The sequence below is a fragment of the Ectopseudomonas composti genome (assembly GCF_001567565.1).
Classification (GTDB): Bacteria; Pseudomonadota; Gammaproteobacteria; order Pseudomonadales; family Pseudomonadaceae; genus Aquipseudomonas; species Aquipseudomonas composti_A.
This window is the reverse complement of record NZ_LSSW01000022.1, coordinates 563,207-589,002: the sequence shown is the minus strand read 5'-3', so window position 1 is coordinate 589,002 and position 25,796 is coordinate 563,207. Positions and strand designations below refer to the sequence as shown.

At 61.7% G+C, this 25,796-nt stretch carries 26 protein-coding genes; 15 read left to right on the top strand and 11 right to left on the bottom strand.

The genetic code is table 11. The features are described 5' to 3' along the window. Positions 1 to 22 precede the first annotated feature (22 nt). Positions 23 to 3,733, bottom strand: coding sequence for a methionine synthase (metH, locus tag PCLY_RS11890; RefSeq protein WP_061239497.1), 3,711 nt, complete (start codon positions 3,731 to 3,733; stop codon positions 23 to 25). Positions 3,734 to 3,885: 152 nt separating this feature from the next. On the opposite strand from metH, the gene PCLY_RS11885 reads away from it, so the two are divergent. The 3 genes from PCLY_RS11885 to nfuA all read left to right on the top strand — a co-directional run bounded on the left by PCLY_RS11885 (position 3,886) and on the right by nfuA (position 8,011). Further along, the gene (locus PCLY_RS11885) at positions 3,886 to 6,162 is read left to right on the top strand and encodes a fatty acid cis/trans isomerase (protein ID WP_061239495.1); all 2,277 of its coding nucleotides are present in this window, start codon (positions 3,886 to 3,888) and stop codon (positions 6,160 to 6,162) included. Positions 6,163 to 6,336: 174 nt separating this feature from the next. Beyond that, positions 6,337 to 7,356 carry an acyltransferase family protein gene (locus PCLY_RS11880; protein WP_061239493.1) on the top strand — a complete coding sequence of 340 codons (1,020 nt, stop codon included), beginning with the start codon at positions 6,337 to 6,339 and terminating at the stop codon, positions 7,354 to 7,356. A 70-nt stretch (positions 7,357 to 7,426) separates the two neighbouring features. Beyond that, positions 7,427 to 8,011 (top strand): Fe-S biogenesis protein NfuA, encoded by a 585-nt coding sequence (nfuA, locus tag PCLY_RS11875; RefSeq protein ID WP_061239491.1) that lies wholly within the window; start codon positions 7,427 to 7,429, stop codon positions 8,009 to 8,011. Between the two features lie 52 nt (positions 8,012 to 8,063). On the opposite strand, the gene PCLY_RS11870 is transcribed toward nfuA, so the two are convergent. The 4 genes from PCLY_RS11870 to PCLY_RS11855 form a co-directional block, all read right to left on the bottom strand. Continuing rightward, entirely contained in the window at positions 8,064 to 8,291 is a 228-nt protein-coding gene (locus PCLY_RS11870; protein WP_061239489.1) for a DUF1272 domain-containing protein, read from the bottom strand. A 102-nt stretch (positions 8,292 to 8,393) separates the two neighbouring features. Then, complete coding sequence (locus tag PCLY_RS11865; protein ID WP_061239487.1) at positions 8,394 to 8,660, bottom strand: hypothetical protein; 267 nt, start codon at positions 8,658 to 8,660, stop codon at positions 8,394 to 8,396. A 182-nt stretch (positions 8,661 to 8,842) separates the two neighbouring features. Then, positions 8,843 to 10,036: a catalase family protein gene (locus PCLY_RS11860; protein WP_061239486.1), complete on the bottom strand. Its 1,194-nt coding sequence runs from the start codon at positions 10,034 to 10,036 to the stop codon at positions 8,843 to 8,845. Between the two features lie 33 nt (positions 10,037 to 10,069). Beyond that, positions 10,070 to 11,944, bottom strand: coding sequence for a di-heme-cytochrome C peroxidase (locus tag PCLY_RS11855; RefSeq protein ID WP_061239484.1), 1,875 nt, complete (start codon positions 11,942 to 11,944; stop codon positions 10,070 to 10,072). Positions 11,945 to 12,318: 374 nt separating this feature from the next. Between PCLY_RS11855 and PCLY_RS11850 the strand changes: the two genes are divergently transcribed. Then, the gene (locus tag PCLY_RS11850) at positions 12,319 to 13,383 is read left to right on the top strand and encodes a sigma-54-dependent transcriptional regulator (RefSeq protein ID WP_231740151.1); all 1,065 of its coding nucleotides are present in this window, start codon (positions 12,319 to 12,321) and stop codon (positions 13,381 to 13,383) included. A gap of 66 nt (positions 13,384 to 13,449) precedes the next feature. Next, positions 13,450 to 13,917 (top strand): DUF3429 domain-containing protein, encoded by a 468-nt coding sequence (locus PCLY_RS11845; RefSeq protein WP_061239482.1) that lies wholly within the window; start codon positions 13,450 to 13,452, stop codon positions 13,915 to 13,917. Here PCLY_RS11845 and PCLY_RS11840 read toward each other — a convergent pair. Genes PCLY_RS11840 through PCLY_RS25300 form a run of 4 tightly spaced genes read right to left on the bottom strand, consistent with a single transcriptional unit; the run spans position 13,885 to position 15,797 of the window. Further along, a complete protein-coding gene (locus PCLY_RS11840; protein WP_061239480.1) occupies positions 13,885 to 14,436 on the bottom strand; it encodes an AAA family ATPase in 552 nt (183 codons plus the stop codon). The genes PCLY_RS11845 and PCLY_RS11840 overlap by 33 nt on opposite strands. Next, positions 14,433 to 15,002, bottom strand: a complete 570-nt coding sequence (gene pnuC, locus PCLY_RS11835; RefSeq protein ID WP_061239478.1) for a nicotinamide riboside transporter PnuC — start codon at positions 15,000 to 15,002, stop codon at positions 14,433 to 14,435. The genes PCLY_RS11840 and pnuC overlap by 4 nt, the downstream gene beginning before the upstream one ends. 50 nt (positions 15,003 to 15,052) lie before the next feature. Continuing rightward, complete coding sequence (locus tag PCLY_RS11830) at positions 15,053 to 15,667, bottom strand: hypothetical protein (RefSeq protein ID WP_061239476.1); 615 nt, start codon at positions 15,665 to 15,667, stop codon at positions 15,053 to 15,055. 7 nt (positions 15,668 to 15,674) lie between these two features. After that, positions 15,675 to 15,797, bottom strand: a complete 123-nt coding sequence (locus PCLY_RS25300; RefSeq protein ID WP_269451532.1) for a hypothetical protein — start codon at positions 15,795 to 15,797, stop codon at positions 15,675 to 15,677. Positions 15,798 to 16,140: 343 nt separating this feature from the next. Here PCLY_RS25300 and PCLY_RS11825 point away from each other — a divergent pair, with 343 nt between their 5' ends. The 3 genes from PCLY_RS11825 (at position 16,141) to PCLY_RS11815 (ending at position 18,639) form a co-directional block, all read left to right on the top strand. Next, a complete protein-coding gene (locus PCLY_RS11825; RefSeq protein WP_061239474.1) occupies positions 16,141 to 16,971 on the top strand; it encodes an undecaprenyl-diphosphate phosphatase in 831 nt (276 codons plus the stop codon). Beyond that, positions 16,968 to 17,690: a DUF1294 domain-containing protein gene (locus PCLY_RS11820; protein WP_061239473.1), complete on the top strand. Its 723-nt coding sequence runs from the start codon at positions 16,968 to 16,970 to the stop codon at positions 17,688 to 17,690. Before PCLY_RS11825 ends, PCLY_RS11820 begins: the two co-directional genes overlap by 4 nt. Positions 17,691 to 17,781: 91 nt before the next feature. Further along, positions 17,782 to 18,639, top strand: coding sequence for a hypothetical protein (locus PCLY_RS11815; protein WP_061239471.1), 858 nt, complete (start codon positions 17,782 to 17,784; stop codon positions 18,637 to 18,639). Here the strand turns inward: PCLY_RS11815 and PCLY_RS11810 are convergent. Then, positions 18,634 to 18,981 carry an MmcQ/YjbR family DNA-binding protein gene (locus tag PCLY_RS11810; RefSeq protein WP_061239469.1) on the bottom strand — a complete coding sequence of 116 codons (348 nt, stop codon included), beginning with the start codon at positions 18,979 to 18,981 and terminating at the stop codon, positions 18,634 to 18,636. The genes PCLY_RS11815 and PCLY_RS11810 overlap by 6 nt on opposite strands. A gap of 103 nt (positions 18,982 to 19,084) precedes the next feature. After that, a complete protein-coding gene (locus tag PCLY_RS11805) occupies positions 19,085 to 19,909 on the bottom strand; it encodes a helix-turn-helix domain-containing protein (RefSeq protein ID WP_061239467.1) in 825 nt (274 codons plus the stop codon). Between the two features lie 239 nt (positions 19,910 to 20,148). On the opposite strand from PCLY_RS11805, the gene PCLY_RS11800 reads away from it, so the two are divergent. The 7 genes from PCLY_RS11800 (at position 20,149) to PCLY_RS11770 (ending at position 25,776) form a co-directional block, all read left to right on the top strand. Then, positions 20,149 to 20,475 (top strand): hypothetical protein, encoded by a 327-nt coding sequence (locus PCLY_RS11800; protein ID WP_061239465.1) that lies wholly within the window; start codon positions 20,149 to 20,151, stop codon positions 20,473 to 20,475. Beyond that, positions 20,472 to 20,894 (top strand): MAPEG family protein, encoded by a 423-nt coding sequence (locus PCLY_RS11795; RefSeq protein ID WP_061239463.1) that lies wholly within the window; start codon positions 20,472 to 20,474, stop codon positions 20,892 to 20,894. Before PCLY_RS11800 ends, PCLY_RS11795 begins: the two co-directional genes overlap by 4 nt. A 99-nt stretch (positions 20,895 to 20,993) precedes the next feature. Further along, the gene (locus PCLY_RS11790; protein WP_061239461.1) at positions 20,994 to 22,841 is read left to right on the top strand and encodes a sensor domain-containing diguanylate cyclase; all 1,848 of its coding nucleotides are present in this window, start codon (positions 20,994 to 20,996) and stop codon (positions 22,839 to 22,841) included. 334 nt (positions 22,842 to 23,175) lie between these two features. After that, positions 23,176 to 23,583, top strand: coding sequence for a hypothetical protein (locus tag PCLY_RS11785; protein ID WP_061239459.1), 408 nt, complete (start codon positions 23,176 to 23,178; stop codon positions 23,581 to 23,583). Between the two features lies 1 nt (position 23,584). Continuing rightward, the gene (locus PCLY_RS11780) at positions 23,585 to 24,157 is read left to right on the top strand and encodes a hypothetical protein (protein ID WP_061239457.1); all 573 of its coding nucleotides are present in this window, start codon (positions 23,585 to 23,587) and stop codon (positions 24,155 to 24,157) included. 47 nt (positions 24,158 to 24,204) lie between these two features. Then, a complete protein-coding gene (locus PCLY_RS11775) occupies positions 24,205 to 25,020 on the top strand; it encodes a hypothetical protein (RefSeq protein WP_061239455.1) in 816 nt (271 codons plus the stop codon). Positions 25,021 to 25,080: 60 nt separating this feature from the next. After that, complete coding sequence (locus PCLY_RS11770; RefSeq protein ID WP_061239453.1) at positions 25,081 to 25,776, top strand: C39 family peptidase; 696 nt, start codon at positions 25,081 to 25,083, stop codon at positions 25,774 to 25,776. Positions 25,777 to 25,796 lie beyond the last annotated feature (20 nt).

Below are 25,796 nucleotides of genomic sequence, written 5' to 3'. Positions count from 1 at the left end.
TTAGGAAAGTCCGGGTGCTGGATCAGTCGTCGTAGCCCAGGTTGGGCATCAGCCAGCGTTCGCTGACGGCGAGGTCCTGACCCTTGCGCTCGCTGTAGCGCTCGATCTGATCCTTGTCCACCTTGCCGACAGCGAAGTACTGCGCCTCGGGGTGGGCGAAGTACCAGCCCGATACCGCCGCTGCCGGGAACATGGCGTAATGCTCAGTGAGGAACACGCCGCTGCGTCCGGCCTTGTTGTAGTCGGCCTCGGGGTCGAGCAGCTTGAACAGCGTGGCTTTCTCGGTGTGGTCCGGGCAGGCCGGATAACCGGGAGCAGGGCGGATGCCCTTGTACTGCTCGCGGATCAGCGCCTCGTTGTCCAGCTGCTCGCCAGCGGCATAACCCCAATAGTGCGTGCGCACGCGCTGGTGCAGCCACTCGGCGCAGGCTTCTGCCAGGCGGTCGGCCAGTGCCTTGACCATGATCGAGTTGTAGTCGTCGCCTTTTTCCTGGTAGGCCTTGGCCACTTCCTCGGCACCGATGCCGGCGGTGGTGATGAAGCCACCCACGTAGTCGGTGACGCCGCTGTCCTTGGGCGCGACGAAGTCGGCCAGCGACAGGTTCGGTTTGCCATCGGGCTTGATGGTCTGCTGGCGCAGGTGGTGCAGGGTGGCGAGCTGTTCGCCGTCGTCGCCGTAGACTTCGATGTCGTCGTCATGCACCTGGTTGGCCGGCCAGAAACCGAACACGGCACGGGCCTTGATCAGTTTTTCGTCGATCAGCTTCTTCAGCATCGCCTGGGCGTCATTGAACAGGCTGGTGGCCGCCTCGCCGACGATCTCGTCGGTGAGGATGCGCGGGTACTTGCCGGCCAGGTCCCAGGAGATGAAAAACGGCGTCCAGTCGATGTACTCGGCCAGCACGTTGAGATCGATATCGTCCAGCACCTGCGCGCCGGTGAAGCTCGGCTTGGGCGCGGCGTAGCCGGTCCAGTCGAAGGCCGGTTTGTTGGCGATGGCGCTGTCGTAGCCCAGGCGCTCGGTGCGGGTCGCACGGGCGGCGGTGCGCTCACGTACCACCACGTACTCGTCGCGGGTCTTCTGCACGAAATCGGGCTTCAGCTCCTTGGACAGCAACTGAGTGGCCACGCCCACGGCGCGCGAGGCGTCGGTGACGTAGACCACGGCATCGTTGCTGTACTGCGGGTCGATCTTCACCGCGGTGTGCGCCTTGGAGGTGGTGGCGCCGCCAATCATCAGCGGCAGCGTGAAGCCCTGGCGCTGCATCTCCTTGGCCACGTGCACCATTTCGTCCAGCGACGGGGTGATCAGCCCGGACAAACCGATGATGTCGCACTTCTCGGCGATGGCGGTCTGCAGGATCTTCTCCGCCGGCACCATCACGCCGAGGTCGACGATGTCGTAGCCGTTACAGCCCAGCACCACGCCGACGATATTCTTGCCGATGTCGTGCACGTCGCCCTTGACCGTGGCCATGAGGATCTTGCCCTTGGCTTCCGGCTTGTCGCCTTTCTCGGCTTCGATGAAAGGGATCAGGTGCGCCACGGCCTGCTTCATCACCCGGGCGGACTTGACCACCTGGGGCAGGAACATCTTGCCCGAGCCGAACAGGTCGCCGACCACGTTCATGCCGCTCATCAGCGGGCCTTCGATGACCTCGATGGGACGCGCGCACTGCTGGCGGCATTCTTCGGTGTCTTCGACGATAAAGGCGGTGATGCCCTTGACCAGCGCGTGTTCCAGGCGCTTGCCTACCGGCAGCGAACGCCACTCTTCGTTCTCGACTTCCTTGGCGGCGCCGTCGCCCTTGTACTTGTCGGCGATGGCCAGTAGCGCTTCGGTGGCGCCGTCGTTGCGGTTGAGTACCACGTCCTCGACCGCGTCGCGCAGCTCTTTCGGGATCTCGTCGTAGATCTCCAGCTGGCCGGCGTTGACGATGCCCATGGTCAGGCCGTTCTGGATCGCGTAGTAGAGGAACACCGAGTGGATCGCTTCGCGCACCGGGTTGTTGCCCCGGAACGAGAACGACACGTTGGACACGCCGCCGCTGGACAGGGCGAACGGCAGGTTGTCGCGGATATAGGCGCAGGCTTCGATGAAGTCGACGGCGTAGTTGTTGTGCTCTTCGATGCCAGTAGCCACGGCGAAGATGTTCGGGTCGAAAATGATGTCTTCCGGCGGGAAGCCCACTTCATTAACCAGAATGTCGTAGCTGCGCTGGCAGATTTCCTTCTTGCGCGCGGCGGTGTCGGCCTGGCCGGCCTCGTCGAAGGCCATCACCACCACAGCGGCGCCGTAGCGCTTGCACAGCTTGGCGTGATGCTTGAACTGCTCGACGCCTTCCTTCATGGAGATCGAGTTGACGATGCCCTTGCCCTGGATGCACTTGAGGCCGGCCTCGATCACTTCCCACTTGGAGGAGTCGATCATGATCGGCACGCGGGAGATGTCCGGCTCACCAGCGATCAGGTTGAGGAACCTGACCATGGCGGCCTTGGAGTCGAGCATGCCCTCGTCCATGTTGATGTCGATGACCTGGGCGCCGGCTTCCACCTGCTGCAGGGCGACTTCCAGCGCCTCGGTGTAGTTCTCCTCGCGGATCAGGCGGGCGAACTTGGCCGAACCGGTGATGTTGGTGCGCTCGCCGACGTTGACGAACAACGAGTTGCGGTCGATCGTGAAGGGCTCAAGGCCCGACAGGCGGCAGGCTTTCGGAATGTCCGGAATCGGGCGTGGCTGGTACTTGGCGACCGCCTCGGCGATGGCCTGAATATGCCCCGGCGTAGTGCCGCAGCAACCGCCGATGATGTTCAAGAAGCCACTGGCGGCGAACTCTTCGACCACGGCGGCCATTTCCGCTGGGGTCTCGTCGTATTCACCGAAGGCGTTGGGCAAGCCAGCGTTGGGGTGCGCGGAAACGTGGGTGCCGGCCTTGTTCGACAGCTCCTCCAGATACGGGCGCAGGTCCTTGGCGCCGAGGGCGCAGTTCAGGCCCACGGAGATCGGCTTGGCGTGCGCCACCGAGTTCCAGAACGCTTCGGTGGTCTGCCCGGACAGGGTGCGACCGGAGGCGTCGGTGATGGTGCCGGAGATCATGATCGGCAGCTCGACGCCGTCTTCCTCGAACACCTGCTGTACGGCGAAGATTGCCGCCTTGGCGTTGAGGGTGTCGAAGATGGTCTCGATCAGGATCAGGTCGGCGCCGCCCTCGATCAGGCCACGGGTCGCTTCGGTGTAGTTCTCCACCAGCGCGTCGAAGGTGACGTTGCGGTAGCCGGGGTCGTTGACGTCCGGGGAGATCGAGCAGGTGCGGCTGGTCGGGCCGAGCACGCCGGCAACGAAGCGCGGGCGATCCGGGGTTTCCAGGGTCTTGGCGTCGCAGACTTCGCGGGCGACGCGGGCGCCGGCGAGGTTCAACTCGTAGACCAGCTCCTCCATGTCGTAGTCGGCCTGCGACACACGGGTGGCGTTGAAGGTGTTGGTTTCCAGAATGTCGGCGCCGGCATCCAGGTAGGCCTTCTCGATCTCGGCGATGATCTTCGGCTGGGTCAGCAGCAGCAGGTCGTTGTTGCCCTTGACGTCGCTCGGCCAGTCGGCGAAGCGCTCGCCGCGGTAGTGGGCCTCTTCCAGCTTGTAGCTCTGGATCATGGTACCCATGCCGCCATCGAGGATCAGGATGCGCTCCTTCAGGGCTTGCTGGAGGGCGTGGAGGCGGGCGCTGCGATCGGACATGAGAACTACCTGAGCAAAGCGGAAACAAAGGTGCGCGATGATAGCAAAGCTGCAGGGTTCTGGAGCGACGACGACCTTTTCATGAATTTCATTCATGTTGTTGCAGGCGCCGTCTCGTTAGAATTGCCCGCATCGCAATCAAGGATGTGGCCATGCTCAAGCCTGCTGCTCTTTTTCTACTTTCTTTCGCAGCCGGCCTGGCCCGTGCGCAAGAGATTTCCTATATCGACGACGTGCAACCCATCCTCACCCACAAGTGCATAGCCTGTCATACCTGCTATGACGCCCCGTGCCAGCTGAACCTCGGCAGTGGCGAGGGCATCCTCCGGGGCGCCAGCAAGCAACCGGTGTATGACGGCACACGCACCCAGGCGCAAGCGACCACGCGCCTGTATCTGGACGCCCAGGGCGAGGCGGCCTGGCGTAAACGCGATTTTCATTCGGTGCTCGATGGCGAGAACGGCCAGGCCGCGCTGATCAAGCGCATGCTCGAACTGGGCCGCAGCCAGCCCCTCGAGCCCAATGCCAAGTTGCCCGACAACCTGGACATCGCCATTACCCGCAGCAACAGCTGCCCATTGCCGGGTGAGTTCGCCGCCTATGCGCAGAAGAATCCTCACGGCGGCATGCCGTTCGCGGTAACCGGCCTGAACGATGACGAGTACGCCACGCTGGAGCAATGGCTGGCGCAGGGTGCGCCGGTCGCCGAGCAGGCGCTAAAGCCCAGCGCGGTCGAGTTGCGCCAGGTGGCGCAGTGGGAAGACTTCATGAACGCGCCAGGTGCGCGGCAAGATCTGGTTTCGCGCTGGTTGTACGAGCACCTGTTTCTCGCCCACCTGTACGTCGAGGGCGGTGAACCTGGCCACTTCTTCCAGATGGTGCGTTCGCGCACCCCCAGCGGTGAGCCGATCGACCCGATCGCCACTCGCCGCCCGAACGATGATCCGGGCACCGAGTTCTATTACCGCCTGTGGCCGATCCAGGGCGTGGTCGTGCACAAGACGCACATCACTTATCCGCTGGGCGAAGACAAGCTGGCGCGGATCAAGACATTGTTCTTCGGCGACGACTGGACGCTGGACGCCGTGCCGGGCTACGGCGCGCAACGCCGCGCCAATCCCTTCGAAACCTTCGCGGCGATTCCGGCGCGGGCCCGCTATCAGTTCATGCTGGATAACGCCGAGTACTTCGTGCGCACCTTCATCCGTGGCCCGGTGTGCCGTGGACAGATCGCCACCGACGTGATTCGCGACAACTTCTGGGCGCTGTTCCAGGCGCCAGAGCACGATCTCTACATCACCGACGCCGACTACCGGCGCGAGGCTACACCGTTGCTGGCCATGCCTGGCCAGCTCGACGACATCGGCGACCTGCTGGGGCTGTGGCGCAACTACCGCGACAAGCGCAACGACTACGAGAACCTGCGCAAGGACGCCTACGCCGATGCGCCACCGGCGGATTGGACGCATATCTGGAGCGGCAACGACAACGCACTGCTGTCGATCTTCCGCCAGCACGACAGCGCCTCGGTGCGCAAAGGCCTGCTCGGCGAGATCCCGCAGACCCTCTGGTGGATGGACTATCCGCTACTGGAGCGCACCTATTACCAGCTGGTGGTCAATTTCGACGTGTTCGGCAACGTCTCGCACCAGGCGCAGACGCGCCTGTACTTCGACCTGATTCGCAACGGTGCCGAGGTTAACTTCCTGCGTCTGTTGCCGGCTCGTTCGCGTGAGGCCTATCTGGATGACTGGTATCAGAACAGCGGCAAGCTGAAGATGCTGCTGGACTACACCTCGGTCGATCATCGCTCGCCCAGCGCCATTGGCCTGAGTGGCAATGACCCGAAGAAACAGTTCGCCGAACAACTGCTGCAGCGCTATGCCACGCTCAATGCGCGCCCGGACCCGATCAACCGCTGCACGGGCGCACGCTGCTACCGTGAAGACGTGCCCAAGGAACTGCAGCACGCCGAACAGGCGCTGGCGCGTTTGGCCAGTCGCCCAGCCGGCGGTTTGCCGGTGATCGATCAGCTACCGGAAGCGACGATGCTGCGCGTGGAGCTGGGTGACGGCCAGCGCGAGATCTACAGCATGCTGCGCAACCGCGCGCACAGCAACGTGGCGTTCATGCTGGGCGAGGAGCTGCGCTATCAGCCGCGGCTGGACACTCTGACCATCTACCCGGAAGTGTTGAGCAGCTACCCGAACTTCCTGTTCAACGTCAAAGTCGATGAGGTGGATGCCTTCGTCAAGCAAATGGAAGCTGTCCGCGACGGCAAATCCTTCGAGCGTATCGTCGAGCGCTGGGGCGTGCGCCGCAGTCATCCGGAGTTCTGGCGCTACTTCCATGACCTGGGTGAACGTATCCGTGAGACCCAGCCGATAGAGGCGGGAGTGCTGGATATGAATCGCTACGAGAATCTCTAGCAGGGCCTGAAGCCCCTGGCGCGGCAGACACCGGTAGCTCTGCCGCGCAGGTTGCAGCCCGTCGCTGCGCCTTGGGTGTTGCCGATCTTTCTCGAGTCGCCGCGGTCGGACCTTGTGGTTGCCTGTTTGCGGGCACCCGGGTTTCGATTTCGGTATCAGGGGGATGGCGGTTCAATGCTGGTTTCAGTGCAGGCTTTACGGGCGTTGGCAGCCTGGGTTGTGGTCTTTCATCACGTCATGCAGGTGTTCTTCAATTTTCAGGCCGGCAGCTTTATCGGCCGTCTCTTTGCTGAGCGGGGTGCGGTTGGCGTCGACATCTTCTTCGTCATCAGCGGCCTGGTGATCTATCTCTCCACGCAGGGCAAATGCATCACGCCCTGGCGCTTCATGCTCAATCGCGTGCTACGCATCGCCCCGGTGTATTGGCTGTATTCGCTGATCGCGGCGCTGATCATCGCCTTCGCCAATCCGGTGATGCCCGTGCAGGAGTTCGACCTGCATCACCTGCTGCTCTCGTTGTTGTTCATTCCAGCCGAGAACCCGGGAGGCTTCGGCCTCTACCCGACGCTCAATGTCGGCTGGACGCTGAACTACGAGATGTTCTTCTATCTGCTGTTCGCGTTGGCCTTCGTCGTGACCGAACGGCTGCGTCTGCTGTTCATCGTCGTTGCCCTGGCCGCGTTCAGCCTGCTGGCAACCCAGCCGTGGATGAGCGACTTCTACCGCAACAGCATCGTCTACGAGTTCATCTTTGGCATGCTGCTGGGCATGCTTTACAAGCGTGGCTGGATTCGCGACGGCCTGTGGCTACCGCTGCTGGTCATCGCCGCCTCGCTGCTGACCATCTTCCATTTCGACAACTCCATGCGACTGCTGCACTGGGGCGTGCCCAGCGCGTTGATCGTCGCAGCCTGCATTGCCATGGAGCCCTGGTTCAAGGGCAATCGTGTGCTCGCGCACATGGGCGACTGCTCGTATTCGGTCTATCTGTTGCACGTGATCGTGCTATCGCTGGGCTGGTACCTGCAGGCCAGCCTCGACCTCGCACCGGCACCCGTCATCGCCGCCTGCATAGCGGTGATCGCGCTGGCAGGCTGGGCCAGTTACGAGTTGCTCGAAAAGCGCCTCGTCGTTCGTGCCAAAGTATGGGTCGGGGAGCGAGCAGAGCGGAGAGGGCTGCAGCCGTTATCCTGAGTAAATTAGTAGGACTATATTCAGGTCCTCAGTTGGCGTACAATCCGCCGCATGACCGTGAGGAGTTGCCATGAGTGCCATCACCATTACCCAAGCTGCCGAAGACTACCTGGCCGAGCTGCTGAGCAAGCAGGACACCCCGGGGATCGGTATCCGAGTTTTCATCACCCAGCCAGGTACGTCCTATGCTGAAACCTGCATTGCCTACTGCAAGCCGGGTGAGCAGAAGCCTGAAGACACCGCGGTTGGCCTGGCCAGCTTCACTGCCTGGATCGACGGTATCAGTGAGCCTTTCCTGGAAGATGCAGTCGTCGACTACGCCACTGACCGCATGGGCGGCCAGCTGACCATCAAGGCGCCGAATGCCAAGGTACCGATGGTCAATGAAGACAGCCCGCTGAACGAGCGCATCAACTACTACCTGCAGACCGAGATCAACCCCGGTCTGGCCAGCCATGGCGGCCAGGTGACCCTGGTTGACGTGGTCGATGAAGGCATTGCCGTGCTGCAGTTCGGCGGTGGTTGCCAGGGTTGTGGTCAGGCTGACTACACTCTCAAGGAAGGCATCGAGAAAACCCTGCTCGAACGCATCCCTGAACTCAAGGGCGTGCGCGATGTGACCGATCACAGCAACCGCGAGAACGCCTACTACTGATAGGCGACTTGACTATAGAAAAAGGGGCGACGGAAGTCGCCCCTTTTTCATTTCAGGCCTTGAGGATGCGCTTGCTGGACGCGGGGAAGCGTTCGAGCTTTTCGGCTGGACGAATAGGCCGTCTTACCAGTTCGCCGCCACAGTTCGGGCAGCGCAGCGCCAGCACGGATTCCGCGCAGGAGCGGCAGAAGGTGCACTCGAAGGAGCAGATCAGCGCATCGCTGCTGGATGCAGGCAGGTCGCAGTCGCAGTTCTCGCAGTTGGGGCGCAGCTCAAGCATGGCGCTAACTCGGCACAGGGGGGGATCGCAGCAGTCTGCCGCTTCCGCAGGGCCAAGCGCAACGGGGTAAATCAGGGGGCGCACAAGGCGCCCCGAAAGCACTTACTCCGGCATGCTCCACGGCGCCAGGTCGAAGCCCTGGCTGCGCAGTTCATCGCGGGAGTGCTGCAGCGCATCTTCCAGCTGTTGTGGGTCGGTGTAGGTCGCGCTGGACAGTTGGCGACCAAGCACGCGGGTGTTGGTGCGGTCGATGACGCTGATGCTGACAAGGCCGGTGCCGTCCTGCGGAGCCCAGGCCACGCACTGGAACGGGCGGAAGGCGCGATCGGCAATCAGCAAGGCTTCGTTGAAACGCAGCGGAGTGTTCATGGGTTCGGTTTCTCCGAGTTGATCCCAGCAATTAGTTGCGGCCAACACATTATCGATGCTGGCCTTACAGTGCAGTTGATGAACTCAGCGAACCCATAAGTCACACAATGCCGAAAAAAGTTTTTATTGCTGCCGTATAGTGTCTTGGCAGGAACTTTATGCGTCGTGCGGGTTACAACTTTTTACTGCGAAAGTTCCACCTCCGCGCCTTCTTCGATCGGCTGCGGGGCAACGACCATGGGGGCTGGGGCGTTGCGCTCATGGCGATAAGCGCTTACCGCTTCATATACCGATTTGCGTAAACGGTTTATGCCACCGATAGGACGGTGCTCCGGCAATGCATGCCAAGGGTTGAAGGACAAATTGTCGCAGAACAGGTTTTGCTCGCGGCTATCGAAGTCCTGGGGTTGCACGGTAATACGGGCAACGCTTTCGAAAGGCGATATCTTTTCACTCCACTCGACACTCGGGTCTTCGATGGGCATGTAGTACTGCGCGTTCTGCTTTTGCACCTGCAATTCGAAGCAGGCCGGGGCACGATCGAGTGACAGTTGCTGGTAGAGCGCATTGCGCAGGAAGTTGGGCAGGGCGGTGTTCTGCTCCGGCAGCTCATAAGGCGCGCAGTTCTGTGGTGCAGGTATCACGCGATACTTGATGTTCAGGTCGCCGAGCTTGAACGGCGCGATGGAGTTGTAGGTAGTGGCCACAGGGCTTTCTGGCGCTGGAGCCAGGGTTTTGAGGGCGATGACCAGGTGGCGCACCTCCCAGGTGCGTGGGTCCCAGCTGGGAAAGAAGGCCTGTACCTTCTTGCCGTCGGCCTGCGCGGCGAAATTGCTGCGGTATTCGGCCACGTCGCGGACGAAGAAGGCAGGGTGGTTGAACATCACGAAGTCTTGTTCGCCGGCGTGTGCCGGGCTCTTCATGAGTTTCTCGCCGGGTACGTCGAGCAGTTTGATGGCCATGCCACGCGCATCACGGGCGCGGTCGAACTGCGGATAGGCATTGCCGTTGGACAGGCGCATCCAGGCTTGCCAGACGTGCCCAGGCTCGCTGAACACGCCGTGGCGCAGTGATTCGTCCAGCGTATCGAGCACCTGTACTTCGGCTTTCACACAACCGTGGGCCTTGGCGTGGGCGTCGCGCAGCACGCGGGTGTTATCGCGGTGCTGTTCGACGATACGCACCGCATCCTCGATGATCAGCCGGGTCAGCAGCGCTTCATCGGGGGCAATCTGCTCTTGCGTGGAGACCGGGCCGGAAAATTTCCAGGCGTAATAGGCTTCGCCCAAGCCCCAACCCACCAGACCGACCAGGGCGACGGTGAGCAGCAGTTTGCCGAGCAGGCGACCGAGCCAGAGCCAGAAGCGTTTCAACATCGTTGTAATCCTTGTTCTAGGTATCGGTTGAAATCAGCCTTCGCAGCTCGGGCCGGGTGTCCAGGGGCGCACCGGCACTTCACTGAGCTGGACCTCCAGGTCGGCGTTACCAAGCACTTTCAGGTATTCGATCAGGGCAAGGCGCTCGTCCGGCGCCAGTGCCCGGCCGATGACGCCTTCCTGGCGACAGCCATCGCGGAACTCATGACCCGCATTGCCGTTACCGGTGATGCGGGTATCGAGCAGGAAACCGCCTGGGAACTTGTTGCTGCGATAGCCAACGCGCACCGGGTCGAACTCGAAGTCGCCAACCCAGAACTGGGCCTGCCGCTCGTATACCGGCGACAGCAGCTCGAACAGGTTGGGCACCGAGCCGTTGTGCAGGAAGGGCGGGGTAGCCCAGATGCCGTCGAGGGGGCGAGCCTTGTAGCCGCGTTTTTCCTGAACGCCGATGGGCAGGCCATAACCGTCCATTTCCTCGCGCTGGCGCGGTCCGATGCCGGCGTCCTGATAGGCACGGTTCTCCACGTAGGCGGTGATGTAGGCCAGGCCCTTGGCACTGGAAATGCTCTTGAAATCGACATCGTCGAGGCTGGCGCCGTACAGCTTTACATCCAGTCGGGACAGTTCAGCCTTGGTCCAGCCCAGGCGGCTGATATCGAAACGATGATCGGCGATGTTGTCGGCGGTGGTGGGGTCGGTGCCGACGATGCTGATCGGCACGACACGCATCTTCCATTCGGGATCGCGCGAAGGCGCCAGGCGCTGGTCGCGAGGCTTGGGATCAGGGGCGTGGCAATAGGCGCAGTTCTCGGTGTAGAGCGCTTTGCCACGGCTGGCCAGTGGCAAATCCACCTTGCCGAAGATGGCCTCCGGCCACTTGGGTGGCTGCAGACGCTTCAGGGTTTCCTCGAGGGTGTAGAGGTCATGCAGGCGCACGCTGGAGGCGTAGCGATCCGCTTCGACGACGCCTTTGCCGTTCTCGTCGAGCAGGTGCAGGCTGGCGCCGACGCCGAGGGCTTCGCCGACATTACGAGCCATGGGCTGCATGGCCGAGCCATTCCACTGCACCCAGTCGAACTTCCAGATATCCCAGAGTTGCGGATAGCTGACCGGAGCATTGGCGACGCGGTAGTTGGCCTCGTCGAGTACATCGCCGAACACGGTGTTGGCGATACGACCGAAGGCATCGGTGCGGCCGAAACCTTCCTCGGTGGGATAAAGGCCGCGGTGCCAATCGTTGTATGCAGTGGCGAGCAGTCTGTCGAGAACTTGCTTGAAGTCTTCACGCAGTTGATCGCGGCCTTGCGGGTACTGGTCGCCCAGTACCGCCTGGGCGAATCGGCGGAATTTCAGCGGGTTGTAATAGGTGAAGGCCATGCTCATGCCCAGCGCCTGACCGAAGCCTCCGCCGCGCAAGGTAGGGACGGTGGAGGCGAGGGAGTGCAGGGCGGCACCACCGTCAATGCGCACGGCCTGGCCTTTGTAGCGCAATTCGCCGGTGTGACAGGCCGCGCAACTGATATCGAGGAAGTGTTCGCCGCTCTCGCTGTCCTGATGGCGGGTAAAACCGACCGGAAGATTGCCGGGGTTCAGATCGCTGGGCTGTTGCTTGGGATCGGTGAGAAAACCAAAACGGGCGAGGTAGTCGAGGCGGGCGAACTTTTCTGTGCCGAACGGCATTTCCAATGCGTTGAACCAATCATAGCGCAGGCCTTTAACCGTGGTTCCCTGAGGCGTGTAGTAGTAAGTCTGGCGCTGCTCATCGGTCCACTGCTGCAAATAATGCAACTGGTTCGGCTGCTGATAAGCCGGGAGATTGGGATTGGCCACGTAATACAGCGCCACCGCCACACCGAGCAATGCCAGCACAAGAATGAGCTTCAGGGTACGACGGAGCAGACGCATCAGTTACATCCTTGTGGCGTTCTTATGAAGTTGCCTGTTATGCCAATACTGCACGGCGTTGGCAAGGTGCCATCGCGGCAATCGGGAGCATTGCGCAATAACCAACAGGAACAACGGATATAGAGAAATGATCCATGGAGCGTCAAAGTTCTTGCTAGCGTTACATCTGTGCGCGCCAAAGTATTGTTTTTATTGGAATTACAAAATAATGGCGCCAAGGATGGAATATGTTCGAGGCTGTTTCCGTCGCATCCCGCCAAGTATTGGTGCTCGAGCCTTTCGATGTATTAGACACGCTCCTCCAGCCACTTCAGGCCGCGGGCTGGAGCTTGAAGCCTTGCCCCCCTGAAAGGTTGGTCAGTGAAGCGGCAGATGTGCTTCTGCTGTCTCTCGAACGGCCTCCCAGTCTTGCCTTGCTCAAGCTGGTGCAGCGTTCAGGGCTGAGTTGCGTCGCCGTGACGCAAAACCAGCGTTTGAGGCAGTTCTGCAGCGAACAACTGGTGGGGGAGTGGCTGTTCGCGGCGCTACCCTGTCCGCTGGACATGCCTGTTTTGCTGGAAACCTTGCAACAGGCTCAGGTGGCATCTCGATTACTGCAATTGAAAGGCGCACGGCAGACCGCGCAATTTCTCGGTAATAGCGGCCCAGCGCGCAGCGTGCGCAAGTCGCTCGATAGCCTGGCGCGTTGTGATGGCCCGCTGCTTCTTTGCGGGGAGCGGGGCAGCGGCAAGCATCTGCTGGCGCACCTGCTGCACCAGCGGTCACCCCGTGCACGGCAAGACCTGCACTGTATCGATTGCGCCGTGGGGTTCGATATCAGCCTGCTCAGCGCCGCGAAGGCAGGCACTGTGCTGCTGGAAAACGTCGAGCAACTGTCCGAGGTCGATCAGCAACGCCTGCTCGAACACCTGCAACGCCATCCTCATGCCGCGCTGTTGACCCTGGACCAAGGCGAGTTGATGCAGGCAGTGCAGCGCAGGTGCTTCACGCCGGAGCTGTTTCAATCACTGGCGCCGCGGCAGCTGCACACGCCGAATCTACGAGAGCATCCTGGCGACCTGTTGCTGCTGGCCGAGCACTTTGCCCAGCAGCATGGCACCACAATCGTCCGACATCACCGCCGTTTCAGTGATGAGGCACTGGAAGCCATGACCGGCCACCCCTGGCCAGGCAATGTGCGTGAGTTGCGCAATCGCGTGGTACGCGCACTGGTACTGGCGCAGGGGCGACAGATTGTTGCCGTTGACCTCGGCTTGCAGCCGGTACAGCCCGGCGTCGATGCTCCGGTGACCTTGGAGGACTACATCCTGCGCGCCGAGCGTCAGGCGCTGAACGACGTTCTCGGTCGCTATACCCACAACATGAGTCAGGCGGCGCGTACGCTGGGGATCTCGCGGCCGACCTTCTACCGCCTGCTGCACAAGCATCGCTTGCGCTGACCCCTTGCTGTAACGCGCGATAAACACTGCTAAGGTGCTCGGCAAACTGCCGTCAAGGAGATCGCCATGCACCCGTTCGACGCCGAGAAACCGCCGAAGCTGGCTATTTTGCTGGGGTATGCAGGGCTGGTTCCATTCGTCGGGGGCGCGCTGGGTATCTGGGTGATTCCCATGGGCTGGCGTCCTTTCGTACTGGAGGCGTTGCTCGATTATGCCGCCGTGATTCTGGCTTTCATGGGCGCCATTCACTGGGGCCTGGCCATCCGCGGTGAAGTGGCAGACGAAAAGGCCAAACTGCAGCTGGGACTTTCAGTGATACCGCCGTTGCTGGGCTGGGCTGCACTGGCTGGCGGACTGCCCACGGGCTTGTCCCTGCCGATCTTCCTGTTTTCCTTCGTTGGCCTGTATCTGGCCGACATGCATGCCGTGCGAGCGGGCCTGGCGCCACGCTGGTATCCGGCATTGCGCACGCCTCTGACACTGGTGGTGTGCCTGAGCCTGTTAGTGGCCTGGACCAGTGTGCTGATCAGATGAGCCGAGCAGCGCCGCGACATGCTCCAGTGCGGCCTGTCGACGCTGACCCCAGTCGCCGGACAGTTCGCTGAAGCGTTGCCCGTTGGCCAGGAGCCAGTTTCGGCAGGCCTGATGAAAGGCCTGGCGCTCGGCCAGCTGTGGCTGGCAGCGCTGGCCATCCTCGACCCAGGGCACACCGGCGGGATCGAGCAACAGATGCTGGTCGTAATGGCGCGCCAACAGCTCACCCGACAACCACGGCGGACAATCACCAAACAGGCATTGGCTCCACAGCATGTTGCTCAGCAGGTGCGTGTCGAGAATCAGCAGCGCAGGTTTGGCCGCCCGCGCGGCATCCTCCCAGGCCAGTTGGCCGCGTGCGATCTCGTCGATGTCGGCGTAGCAGGTATCGCGCTGCTGTTCGTCAATGAAGTGACGCACGTACTCGCCCACGACCATTGCGCCGAATTGCGCCTGAATTTCTGCCGCCAGCCAGCTCTTGCCGCTGGACTCGGGCCCCGTCAGAACCAGGACTTTCATCTCTGGTACTGCAATGCCGGGTCGCGGCGCCAGCTCAGCCAGCCGCTGACGGCCAGGGCCGTAAAGGCGGCATAGAGACCGGCGGTGAGGAACAACTCGCTGTACAGGAAGAAGGCGACGTAGCAGAGATCCACCACCACCCAGAGTGCCCAGCATTGCAGGCGTTTCTGCGCCATCCACAGCTGCGCCACCAGGCTGAATGCAGTCAGCGCCGAATCCAGCCAAGGTGAGCTGGCGTCGGTGTAATTGGCCATGAGATAGCCCAGTAGCCAGGCACCGCCGGCGCCGATCAGCAATCCGCTCAGGACCGCGGCCAGGCCCAGGCGGCTGACCTTGCGCCCATCGTGGCGTTCGCCGCCACGGGTCCACTGCCACCAGCCATAGAGCTGCAGCGCAGCGAACAGCAGCTGCAGAAGCAGGTTGGAGTACAGCCGCCAGTCATAGAACAGCCAGGCATACAGCAACACCATCACCAGCCCGATGGGCCAGCACCAGGGGTTCTGTTTGACTGTCAGCCATACCGCGACGATGCCGAGCCCGGCAGCAATGAGTTCGAGCCAGGACATCCGGCGGCCTCAAATGTGGAAAGGGTGGCGATTGTACTGGTGTCGCCGGCTCAGCACACCAGGCTGTCGGCTTGTCGATAGAGCATCAGCAGTTTGCGCGTGATGGTTTGCTGGATGTCGTCGCGCTCGAAGCTGGAGAGTCGATCGAGGCGTGCCAGTTGCAGGCGATGCAGGTGGATGTAGGGCATCTGCTGGTCGAATTCGCGCAGATCCCCCTTCATCAGCACCGGCAGGAACAGGTCACCGATTTTCTTCTGGTTGCTGATGATCTGCGCCAGTGCAGGCTTGAACGGCATGGTCTTGGGGGCCGGCCCGGCGTCCTTGATCTGCGTGCTGAGCAGCAAACCCGGTTTGCCTAGCACTCGGCCTGGCAATACGCACAGCCCGGTCTTGCGAATGGCCTGGCTGTCGATGCCATGCAGCGTGTCGTGAAAGGCATAGGGGTTGGGCAGTACCACCATCTTGCGCCCGAGATCGGTGGGGAAGTGCAGGCTGTAGTTGGTGTACAACTGCCCCACCGATTCGGAATAGACGCACAGGCGGTTCTCGAACAGCTTGATGAAACGCTCGGCCAGCTCACGGCGCGCCATGCTGTCCAGGTCCCAGACCAGGTCCTGATTCTGTGGCCGACTGAAATCGACCTCCTGATGCTGCATGCTGCTCATGTTCGTCTCACACACGGAACTGCCCGAGTAAACGTTTGAACGGGTCGGCTAACTGCGTCAAGTTCTGCTCGATGCCGCCGGTCTTTCCCGGCTTGCCGGTGTAAAGGTCGGTGTGAATCTCGCGCAACATATCAGCGCCCTGCAAGACCTGCGTCCAGCATGGCCAACGCGAGAAGCAGCCACAGACGCTCGCTGATTGGCAGGCTACGCAAGCTGGTCATGAAGCAATTCCTGATTGTTGTAATTGTCGGATTCGGGGCTGCCGCGAAGGGCACGGGGCAATACTGTCACATCGAAGCATTATTCACTCTAGTTGTCTGATAGCATTTCCGCCGCTCGGGGTAGAACCTGAACAGGCACCGCGTTAGAGCGTTGCAAGGAACCTCCGCAACGGGCTTGAGTCCCAGGGGCGGGGCCATGCTCCACGTTCGAAGTTTCATGCGCAGGTAGTTGCCGCGCTTTTGGGGGATTTGATGGATATCTGGATGGCCTTTCAGGCCCTGATTCTGGGCATCGTGGAAGGCCTGACCGAGTTTTTGCCAATTTCCAGCACTGGGCACCTGATCGTGGTCGGGGACTTGCTGGGCTTCAACGGCGAAACGGCGACGGCGTTCAAGATCATCATCCAGCTCGGCGCCATTCTCGCAGTCATCTGGGAGTTTCGAGCGAAGGTGCTCGGTGTGGTCGTGGGGTTGCCCAATGACCCGAAGGCACAACGTTTCACCTTCAACCTGCTGCTGGCGTTCGTTCCGGCTGTGATTTTCGGTCTGGCCTTTGCCGATCTGATCGAACACTGGCTGTTCAACCCCATCACCGTGGCCATGGCGCTGATCATTGGTGGCATCGTCATGCTCTGGGCAGAGAAGCGCAATCACCCGATCAAGGCGGAAACGGTCGACGACATGAACTGGAAGCTGGCGCTCAAGGTCGGTTTCGCTCAATGCCTGGCGCTGATCCCGGGGACGTCGCGCTCGGGTGCCACCATCATCGGCGGCCTGGTGTTCGGCCTTTCGCGCAAGGCGGCCACCGAGTTTTCCTTCTTCCTGGCCATGCCAACCATGGTTGCAGCCACGGTTTATTCGCTGATCAAGTACCGCCACATCCTGCAGATGAGTGACTTGCCGATCTTCGCCATCGGCTTCGTCAGCACCTTTATCGTGGCGATGATCACCGTGCGCGCCTTGCTCAAGTTCATCACCAGTCACAGCTATGCGGTGTTCGCCTGGTACCGAATCGCCTTTGGCGTGGTGATTCTCGCCACCTGGCAGCTGCATCTGATCGACTGGAGTACCGCGCAAGCGTGATCGGCAACGAGCGCAAAGGGCGCCTGAAAAACTGGGATGATGCCAAGGGTTTTGGTTTCATCCAGCCGCAGGACGGAGGCGCAGAAGTCTTCGCGCACATCTCGGTGATGCGCGGTGACCGTCGCCCGCAACCCGGCGACGAGGTGCTGTTCATCGAAGGGCGTGATCAACGAGGGCGGCCGCGTGCCGAACATTTGCGCCTGGCTGCGCAGCTGAGCCTTGATCGGGAGGCGATCCGGCGTAAACCGAAAACCTCCAGCAAGGCGGCTCCAGCAGCGCGGAAGTCTGCCGCCAGGTCCACGCACAGGGCAGCGAGGCAGGGCTCCATCCAGAACTTCGCCGGCAAGAGCGTGATTCTCGCCTTGCTATGCCTGTTGCCAGTGATCGGCGCCTTGCAGCTGCTTGGTAAAGGCTTGTGGTGGGTATTACCGCTTTATCTGCTGGCCAGTCTGCTGAGTTTTCTGCAGTACTGGCTGGATAAACGCAGTGCCCAGAGCGGTGGCCGGCGCACGGCGGAAAATACCCTGCACCTGATCGAGCTGGTCGGTGGTTGGCCAGGGGCGCTGGTCGCTCAGCAGACCTTTCGTCACAAGACCCGCAAGCTGTCTTATCAAGCGATTTTCTGGTTGATCGTCGCCGTTCATCAGCTGTTCTGGATCGACCTGCTATTGCTCGATGGTGCCTACATCGCCCGCCATATCCCCTCACTCCTTCAGTAGCAGGCCAGTTGGCAGGCACGCTGGCATTGGACCGCGCTAAGCGGCTATGTTGGCGTCCGGAGCCCGCCTGTCTGGCGGGAGCAACCAGGTCATGAAAACAATAATGAGAACCTTCGGCGTAGGCAGTGTCCGGCAACGTCTTGCGGCCTGTTTTCGGGCGCTGGGCCTGTGCCTGATGGGCTACTTCTCTGGCCCCGCCCAAGCGTCAACCGTGGTGCCATTGACCCTGGGCGGTACGCCCGAGTCGGTAGCCTATTGCCGGCAGGTGCTTGAGCAGGCGCTGGCCTTGGGAGGACACCCGGTCGTGGTGCGGGAGCTTGGCAGTCTGCCGATGACGCGCCTCGAGCTCATGCTCCAGCGTGGGGAGATCAGCGCACTGATCCTCGGGCCGACGGCCGAGCGTGAGCGCAGGTTCCTGCCAGTGCGGGTGGACATGACCGACAACCTGGTCAACCAGCGCATCCTGTTCATTCGCAAGGGTAGCCAGGCGCTGTATGACCCGGTGCACGGTCTGGAGGATTTTCGTCGTCTGCAGCAGGTAGCTGGCATGGGGGCAGCCTGGGCGGATCGGGTAATCTGGGAGGCCAATGAGCTGCCGGTGGCGACCATCGATGGCGACTGGAAACGGCTCTACCGTATGGTGGCTTCGCCGACACGGCCGATCGACTACCTGCCCCGCGGTGCCCACGAAATCGCGCATGAATGGATGCAGCACACTGAACTGGAGGTGGAACGCAACCTGGTGTTCCGCTACGCACAGGATCACATCCTCTACGTCTCGCCGAAACGCCCGGAGTTGCAGCGCTTACTGCAGGAACTGTTGCCGCAGGCGCAACGCAGCGGCTTGATACGCCGCCTGGCCCGGGAGCACTTCCATCAGGTATTCGAGCCACCGGTCAACCTGCAGCAGCGACGGAGCATCCACCTTGAGATGGCCACGCCGCTATAGCAGCAATCCCGGCTGCAGGCGTTTGGGCAATCTGCGCACTACCAGTTGATGTGAGCGTGTCAGTAACTGGCGCAACTCGTCGTCGCTCAGCGGCAAGCGCTGGGCGCTCATGCTGATCCAGTGAGCGCGGGCCAGATAAGGCGCAGGGCGGATGCCAGGACGGTCGACATAACCGAGAAACAGGTCGCTATCGACCTTGAATGCCAGATTCTCGCCAATGAAATGAAGGATGGCGAACATCTTGTTGCCCGCCACGGAAAACACCCGGTTGCTACCCCATTTGAGGTCTTCGCGGGCTCCGGGCAAGGCGAGGCAGAGGGCGGCGATCTGATCGGTTGTCATGGGCATGTCCCTGGCGGCTCGGCAGGCAGTCTATCTGTTGGTAGAGAGCGTGCGTAGCCCTTCGATCCACCGCCAGCGGCAACCCGCGTAGCGTTTCAGGCGCTCAGCCCACGCTTGCCGAGGTTCTCATGCTGTGCTCGTAGGCCTGGGTCATGACCTGCCAGGTGTGCGGGTCAGCCGGGATCAGGTGTTCGATACGCAGCGAGGCCACCGTGATGTCCAGTGGCATGCCAAAGGTGGTGAAGGTGGAGAGAAAGCTCAATTCGCCCTCGGGTGAGTCGATGCGGGTCATCACCAGCGGAGGCGCTTGGTTGCCCAGCACTGCCAGGCCCGACGGTTTCGGCAAGCCTGCCAACAAGGCGGCCAACTCGGGATTTTCCAGCGCTTCACGGAAGGCGCGCTGCCAGGCGAGCGCACGAATTTCGTCGGCGTTGAGCAGATGGTCGCCCAGGCCACCTGGCTGTAGCAGGGTCACCAACAGGTTGAGGTCATCGGCGGCATCGACTGGCAAGCCCAGCAGAGCGAACAGAGCAGCCGTGCTGGCGTTGGCGGCCATGACCTGCCACTGGCTGCCGAGGACGATCGCCGGTGCGGGGTTGTTGGCCTGCAGCACATGGCCGATGGCGCCGCGAATGGCCTCCAAAGATGGCGAAGTGAGCGGCAAGGCGCCATAGCGCGGCGCATAGCCAGCGGCCAGGAACAGGTTGTTGCACTGCTCTAGCGGGGCGTCCAGCGCCATCAGCAGGGCATGCAGTGTGGCGGGGCTGGGTCTGGCTCGCCCGGTTTCGATGCAACTGAGGTGGCGTTGGGAGATGCCGGTGATCAGCGCCAGGTCGAGCTGGCTGAGGCCTACCTGGCGGCGTAACTGACGCAATTGTTGGCCGGCGGGTGTGGCGGTGTGCGTGTGAGGTGGCAGATGAGCATTCATGCACAGACTCTGGCAGTTCGGCTGAGGCGATGTCTATGACCTGACAGGTCATTGAACCAAGGGCGAGCCTATCACTAGGCTCTGTAGGCAAAGTCGTCGAGCGCAGGTCAGGCAAGGCAAGAACGGGTGAGGGTGCGCAGTTTACGCGCTGCAAATGAGCATTCCGAATCCGTTCTAACCAGCGCAGGCACTTTTCGTACAGAACCTACCGTGCTCGCCTCACCGATCAGGAACCGCCGATGAACAGACCTTATCTCGCACTCGTCGCCTTGCTGGCGTTTTCGCTCTATACCGCCTGGTGCATGGCAGTAGCCGAACAGTCCCTGCTGGCCTTCGGCCTGGAGCTGCTGTCACGGCCCGACACCGCGCAGCTGGTCATCGACCTCTACCTGCTGGCCGCCATGGCGGCGCTCTGGATGTACCGGGATGCAAGGAGCAAAGGCCGTTCGCTGCTGTCAATTCTGCCGTACCTGGTGCTCACCGCGGTGTTCGCCTCCATCGGACCGCTGGCCTACATGGTGGTAGAGGGATTTTGGCGCCAGCGCCCGATGGCGCAGCGGGTGTGAGCGGCCTCCTGCAGCTGTATAGCCTGTGCGTGCTGGTGCTGTTTATGAAGATGTTGGCGATATCCTGCTACCAGGGTTACTTGCGCATCAGGTATCGAGCCTTCGCCAATACCGAGGATGCGGCGTTCGTTGGGCGTGCTGCGCGCGCGCAGGACCTGCCTCAGGTGCGGCGTGCTGGCCAAGCCTGGGCCAACGACCTGGAAAATATTCCGCTGTTCTTCGTGCTTGGCGCGCTGGCTGTGGTGCTGCGAACGCCGGACGAACTGACGGGGTTGCTGTTCTGCATATTCACCGCCGCCCGCGCCGCGCATACGTTGGCGTATCTGGGGGGCTGGCAACCATGGCGGACCCTGGCCTACGGGGCAGGGCTGGCTTGCCTGCTGGCGTTGGCGGCAATGATCGGTCAGGCGCTGCTCTGATCCTTCATGGCACTTTGGCTGCATCAGACTTGTCTGTAGACTCGGCATCCTGTGATCACCCGCGAGCAGGCGCCACTCGGACCCCAGTCGATACCCCGCATGAACACTCATCAGCGCTTTCGGCTCATCCTCTGGCTACTGCTTGGCCTGTCGATATTCGCTTCGTCGACCTGGGCCGGTGTTCGCCAGCTCGATGCTGCGGTGCTGGACAAGGAACCGTTGGCGCTGACGCCCCATGTCGGTTTGCTGGAGGATCCTTCGCGAACACTGACGTTGGCGGATGTCAGGTCTGTCGAGGTCGCGCAGCGATTTCGCACCGAGCAAGTCGACAGTGCGTCGTTCGCCTTGGGCTTCACCCGTTCGGCCTACTGGTTTCGCCTGGGCATCGGCAATTCCAGCGAGCAGGCGCTGACCCGTTTGCTGGTGGTGGACAACCCGCGCATCTCCCAGGTCGATGCCTACCTGCCGGACGGGCAGGGTAGCTATCGCATCTGGCGCACCGGGGCGGATCGCCCGCAAACCAGCAAGGCCTACGACAACCGCAACTTCGTCTTCCCCCTGCATCTGCCTGCGCATTCGCAGCAGATGGTCTATCTGCGAGTCGAATCGAGCATCGGCCTGCTGGTGCCGCTGCAGCTCTGGTCGGTCGAAGGTTTTCAGGCATACGAGCGCGAGGATTACATGGCGCGCGCCGGTTACGTGGGCATCGCCGTCGCGATGATCCTGTTCAACCTGATGCTGTTCATCGCCCTGCGTGAACGCATCTACCTGCTCTATGTGACCTTCGTGCTGTGCGCGGTGTGCGCCTTGACGGTCAAGAACGGCATGGCACCGGACTGGATGTTGTTCGGCATACCGCTCAACTCCAACGTGGCTTATTACTCAGGAGCATCGCTGGCGCTGAGCGGCATGTTGCTGTTCATGCGCAGCATGTTGCAGACCGCCTCTCTACTGCCACGGATCGACCGCGGCTTGCTGGTGCTGGTAGCGCTGTACCTGGTTTCCCCGCTGATCTATGCCGCCGCGTTGCCACAGGTGTCACGCGTGGCCATCGTGATCAATCTGCTGACGGCCTTCGTCATGCTGGGGGTGGCTTTGGCCTGCGCCCTCAAACGGCAACGCAGTGCCTACTTCTTTCTCGCAGCCTTCGGCCTGCTGATTCTCGGTGGGGCGACCACGAGCCTGCGCGCCATGGGCATCTTGCCGACCAATGCCTTTACCGTGGACGGTCTGCAGATCGGTTCGTCGCTGGAGATGCTGTTGCTGGCCTTCGCCCTGGCCGACCGCATCAACGTCATACGCCAGGAAAAGCTCCAGGCGCAGACCAGGTTGTTGCAGACGCAGGAGCAGCTGGTGCAAAGCCTGCAGCGCTCCGAGCGCGAGCTGGAGGAACGGGTAGCCGAGCGCACCCAGGAGTTGCAGGTGCTCAACAGTCGACTGGAAACCCTGAGCCTGACCGATGCGCTCACCGGCATCGCCAATCGTCGTCATTTCGACGAGGTACTGGCCAAGGAGTGGAAGCGCGCCCAGCGAGCAGGCGAGTCGCTGGCTCTGGCGGTTGTGGATGTCGACTGGTTCAAGGCTTACAACGACCATTACGGGCATCTGGCAGGTGACAGCTGCCTGCAACAGGTCGCGCACACGCTGGCCAAGACCATCAGCCGCTCCAGCGATCTGGTGGCACGCTATGGCGGCGAGGAGTTCGTTTTCCTGGCGCCCGCCACCAGCCTGGCCAGTGCACAGGACATGGCGCAGACGCTGGTTCGGTCAGTGGCAGCGCTGGCGTTGCCGCATATACGCTCACCCCTTGGCCACATAAGTGTCAGCGTCGGTGTAACGGCCATGCAGGCCGATGCAGAGCTTCCTTTGCAGACGCTGGTACAGCGTGCCGATACCGCGCTCTATCGCGCCAAGGCGCAGGGGCGTAATCGCGTTGAGAGCGGCTAGCCAGGCGCCTCGCTTGCCTGCGAAGGGGGGCGACAATGCCAGGCTTCAATGGATGCAGTCGGCCCGAGCAGGGCGCCGCGTCGTCTCGATCTGCCTCAGATGCTTAACACTCTCACCCTTTGCGCAGAAACCCTCTTGCTTGAGCGCTCGCGACGCGTTTATCAGGTGTTCTGTGCCGCCGGAACTGTCTCAGAGGCTTAACAAAACAGGTTCGCGGCGTCTAAGTATTTCGGTTAAGTGATTGTTATAAAAGAATAAATTTATTTTGGCCCAAGCCATGCTTTGCCATTGAAGCGGTGCGTTCGTTGAGCGCCCCATTCAGAGGATGCCGAGCATGAAGCTGGATTGCCGCATATGGATCTTGATGACCGTGCTGACGGGTGTAGCCCAGGCCGGCGAGGGCGACGTGGTCATCAGCCGCGATGTGCAGCCGCGCGTGGCCACGGTCAATCCTATCGTTGCTGATCCACATCCGCGTGTGGTCAATCCCGGCGCGATTGCCAGCGGGGTTACCGGCGAGCTCGGTGACAGTGATTTCGCCGGCGTTTCCAGCGGCCTGGCACTGCCTCAGCGGTTGCTCCAGGGCAGCCTTGGCACATCGATTCCCGCAGCTTCGCATCAGGGCATTCCCGTTCTCGGCGCAGGCCATTCAGGAGGCGCCCGCAGCAACGGCATCGCCGATCAGGTCAATCGCAGCGTGCAACAAGGTTTGCGCCCATTGCAGAGCATAGGAGGGCGCTGAGATGCACAAGCCTTTGCTGTTTTCCATGGCGCTGCTGCTCAGCCTGTCGGCCGAGGCCGACAGCATGAACGCCAACATCGACGCCAGTGGCCAGGCCTACCAGGGCAATCTGACGGTCAACCAGGCGGCGGGCCATCTGCAGCAGCAGGCAAACAGTCGTGCCCTCGCTGTGGGGGGCGCTGGCGTGGCGACGAACACCGTCGTGCAACGGCAGGAAAACCTGCTGCAGCGCTCCTCACCACTCGATGCCCAAGCCTCCATCACGGGGGACTCCTTCAGCAATGGCAGCGGCATTGTCGGCATCAACCAGGCCGCTGGCATCGCCAACCAGCAGGTCAATTCTGCAAGCGTGGCGCTGATTGCCGCGCCGCAGAGCCTGGATGACAGCGTTCTTGCCCAGAGCGTAACGCGCCCCAACGATTCAGCTTCAACCGTACCCACCCTGGATGGCGAGCGTCGTGTTGACATGAGCAACGAGGCCTTTGCCGGTAGCCGTGGCGTGGTGCAGTTGAACCAGAGTGCTGGGATTGGCAACCGTTCTGCCAATCACCTCAGCATCAGGGTGGTGGATTGAGCCCTGCCGCAACAAAGGTCAACTCCCAAAACCGCAAGGAGAACACCATGAAACACTCAGTACGGCTAAGCCCTCTGGCATTTGCCCTGGCCGCGATGTTGGCAACCGCTGTTCAGGCCGATGGCTTCGGAGGTGGTTACGGTAATCCCAATGGCGCCAGCGCGAGCGTCGACGACACGCAGATCAACCACAATAACGACGTGATCAACAACGAGACCAAGAACACGGCCGGTATTGATGGGTCGCTGGAAGGCGCAGCGGGTAACGTCGGTGTCAACGTCGCCGCCGGTGACAACAACCAGCAGGCCAATGCCGCAGCCATTGCGACCGCCGATGCCGCGTTCGTTTTCGGTGGCCTCGCCTCCAGCAGCGCCAGCGCCAGCATTGGTGTGGACCAGCAGGCTTACGACAACACCCTGACCAACTACGGCAACCCCAACAATGCCAGCGTGCTGGACAGCGCCAATGATGCGACCGGCAACGTCGCGATCAACGTCGCGGCCGGCAACTACAACCAACAGAAGAACGACATGTCGATCGCGGCGTCGGAAAACGCCCTGGTCGCCACTGCGGCGTCGACCATTACGCAGACCTCCAGCGGCAACGAGACGGAGAACAAGCTTGGCGACGTGTTCGAGGTCGATTCAGCCCTGCCCACTGTCGCCAGCGGATTCGGATTCGGCGGTGGTGGCGGTTATAACCCGCATACCCCACAGACCCCGGTGGTCAATAACGCCAGCTTGAGCGGCTCGCTGGCCAATGTCTCGGGCAACGTGGGCGTCAACATCGCCGCCGGTGGCGGCAATCAGCAGAGCAACAGCCTGGCGATTGCCGCCGGGTGCAATGCCTGTGTAGCTCAGTAGAGCAAATGGCGGCGCTGCCGTTTTCTCTCGATAGCGCCGCCTCCTTTTGCTGGAGGCACCATGTTCGGCTCCAGATCGCGACGGTTCATCTGCTGCCTGTGTTGCGCTTTCTGTTCGCTGGCCGGCGCAGCAGAGCTACGCCTTGCCGTGCTGCCCAATGGTGGTTTGGCCCATATACAGGTGGAGAGCATCCGTGAGCGGCGGTTTTCCAATCTGGTCGAACAGCAAACCGATTTCAGCTGCGGTGCGGCGGCCATGGCGACGATCCTCAACCAGGCCTACGGCTTGGCGCTGCGCGAAGAGGACGTGATCAGGGGCATGCTGGCCAGTGCGGACGCCGACCTGGTACGCACTCAAGGGTTTTCCATGCTCGACATGAAGAACTACGCCGCCACGCTGGGGCTGAGGGCGCGTGGCTACCGCGTTGCCGCCGAGCAGTTGGACAGCATCAAGATTCCCGCCATCGTCTTGCTCGATGTCCGCGGATACAAGCACTTCGTCGTGCTGCAGCGTACCTACCGGGGCTACGTCTACATCGGCGACCCGGTGCTAGGGCACAAGAAGATGGCGCTCAGCGAGTTCGGCAAGGGCTGGAACGGTATCGTTTTTGCCCTGATCGGCCCCGGCTACGACCGCGAGAATGCGCTGCTGACGCCGCCCGAACCGCTGACGGCGAAACATCGCATCGATCATTTCAGTCCCGTCAAGGACGCCGAACTGATGGAGTTCGGCTTCATCCAGAGTGACTTCTTTTAACCAACTAGGGCCCTGCGCCC

Excerpts from the sequence above, each read along its gene's own strand:
- metH (WP_061239497.1), bottom strand. The coding sequence starts at position 3,733 with ATGTCCGATCGCAGCGCCCGCCTCCACGCCCTCCAGCAAGCCCTGAAG.
- PCLY_RS11885 (WP_061239495.1), top strand. The coding sequence starts at position 3,886 with ATGCTCAAGCCTGCTGCTCTTTTTCTACTTTCTTTCGCAGCCGGCCTG.
- PCLY_RS11880 (WP_061239493.1), top strand. The coding sequence starts at position 6,337 with ATGCTGGTTTCAGTGCAGGCTTTACGGGCGTTGGCAGCCTGGGTTGTG.
- nfuA (WP_061239491.1), top strand. The coding sequence starts at position 7,427 with ATGAGTGCCATCACCATTACCCAAGCTGCCGAAGACTACCTGGCCGAG.
- PCLY_RS11870 (WP_061239489.1), bottom strand. The coding sequence starts at position 8,291 with ATGCTTGAGCTGCGCCCCAACTGCGAGAACTGCGACTGCGACCTGCCT.
- PCLY_RS11865 (WP_061239487.1), bottom strand. The coding sequence starts at position 8,660 with ATGAACACTCCGCTGCGTTTCAACGAAGCCTTGCTGATTGCCGATCGC.
- PCLY_RS11860 (WP_061239486.1), bottom strand. The coding sequence starts at position 10,036 with ATGTTGAAACGCTTCTGGCTCTGGCTCGGTCGCCTGCTCGGCAAACTG.
- PCLY_RS11855 (WP_061239484.1), bottom strand. The coding sequence starts at position 11,944 with ATGCGTCTGCTCCGTCGTACCCTGAAGCTCATTCTTGTGCTGGCATTG.
- PCLY_RS11845 (WP_061239482.1), top strand. The coding sequence starts at position 13,450 with ATGCACCCGTTCGACGCCGAGAAACCGCCGAAGCTGGCTATTTTGCTG.
- PCLY_RS11840 (WP_061239480.1), bottom strand. The coding sequence starts at position 14,436 with ATGAAAGTCCTGGTTCTGACGGGGCCCGAGTCCAGCGGCAAGAGCTGG.
- pnuC (WP_061239478.1), bottom strand. The coding sequence starts at position 15,002 with ATGTCCTGGCTCGAACTCATTGCTGCCGGGCTCGGCATCGTCGCGGTA.
- PCLY_RS11830 (WP_061239476.1), bottom strand. The coding sequence starts at position 15,667 with ATGAGCAGCATGCAGCATCAGGAGGTCGATTTCAGTCGGCCACAGAAT.
- PCLY_RS25300 (WP_269451532.1), bottom strand. The coding sequence starts at position 15,797 with ATGTTGCGCGAGATTCACACCGACCTTTACACCGGCAAGCCGGGAAAG.
- PCLY_RS11825 (WP_061239474.1), top strand. The coding sequence starts at position 16,141 with ATGGATATCTGGATGGCCTTTCAGGCCCTGATTCTGGGCATCGTGGAA.
- PCLY_RS11815 (WP_061239471.1), top strand. The coding sequence starts at position 17,782 with ATGAAAACAATAATGAGAACCTTCGGCGTAGGCAGTGTCCGGCAACGT.
- PCLY_RS11810 (WP_061239469.1), bottom strand. The coding sequence starts at position 18,981 with ATGACAACCGATCAGATCGCCGCCCTCTGCCTCGCCTTGCCCGGAGCC.
- PCLY_RS11805 (WP_061239467.1), bottom strand. The coding sequence starts at position 19,909 with ATGAATGCTCATCTGCCACCTCACACGCACACCGCCACACCCGCCGGC.
- PCLY_RS11800 (WP_061239465.1), top strand. The coding sequence starts at position 20,149 with ATGAACAGACCTTATCTCGCACTCGTCGCCTTGCTGGCGTTTTCGCTC.
- PCLY_RS11790 (WP_061239461.1), top strand. The coding sequence starts at position 20,994 with ATGAACACTCATCAGCGCTTTCGGCTCATCCTCTGGCTACTGCTTGGC.
- PCLY_RS11785 (WP_061239459.1), top strand. The coding sequence starts at position 23,176 with ATGAAGCTGGATTGCCGCATATGGATCTTGATGACCGTGCTGACGGGT.
- PCLY_RS11780 (WP_061239457.1), top strand. The coding sequence starts at position 23,585 with ATGCACAAGCCTTTGCTGTTTTCCATGGCGCTGCTGCTCAGCCTGTCG.
- PCLY_RS11775 (WP_061239455.1), top strand. The coding sequence starts at position 24,205 with ATGAAACACTCAGTACGGCTAAGCCCTCTGGCATTTGCCCTGGCCGCG.
- PCLY_RS11770 (WP_061239453.1), top strand. The coding sequence starts at position 25,081 with ATGTTCGGCTCCAGATCGCGACGGTTCATCTGCTGCCTGTGTTGCGCT.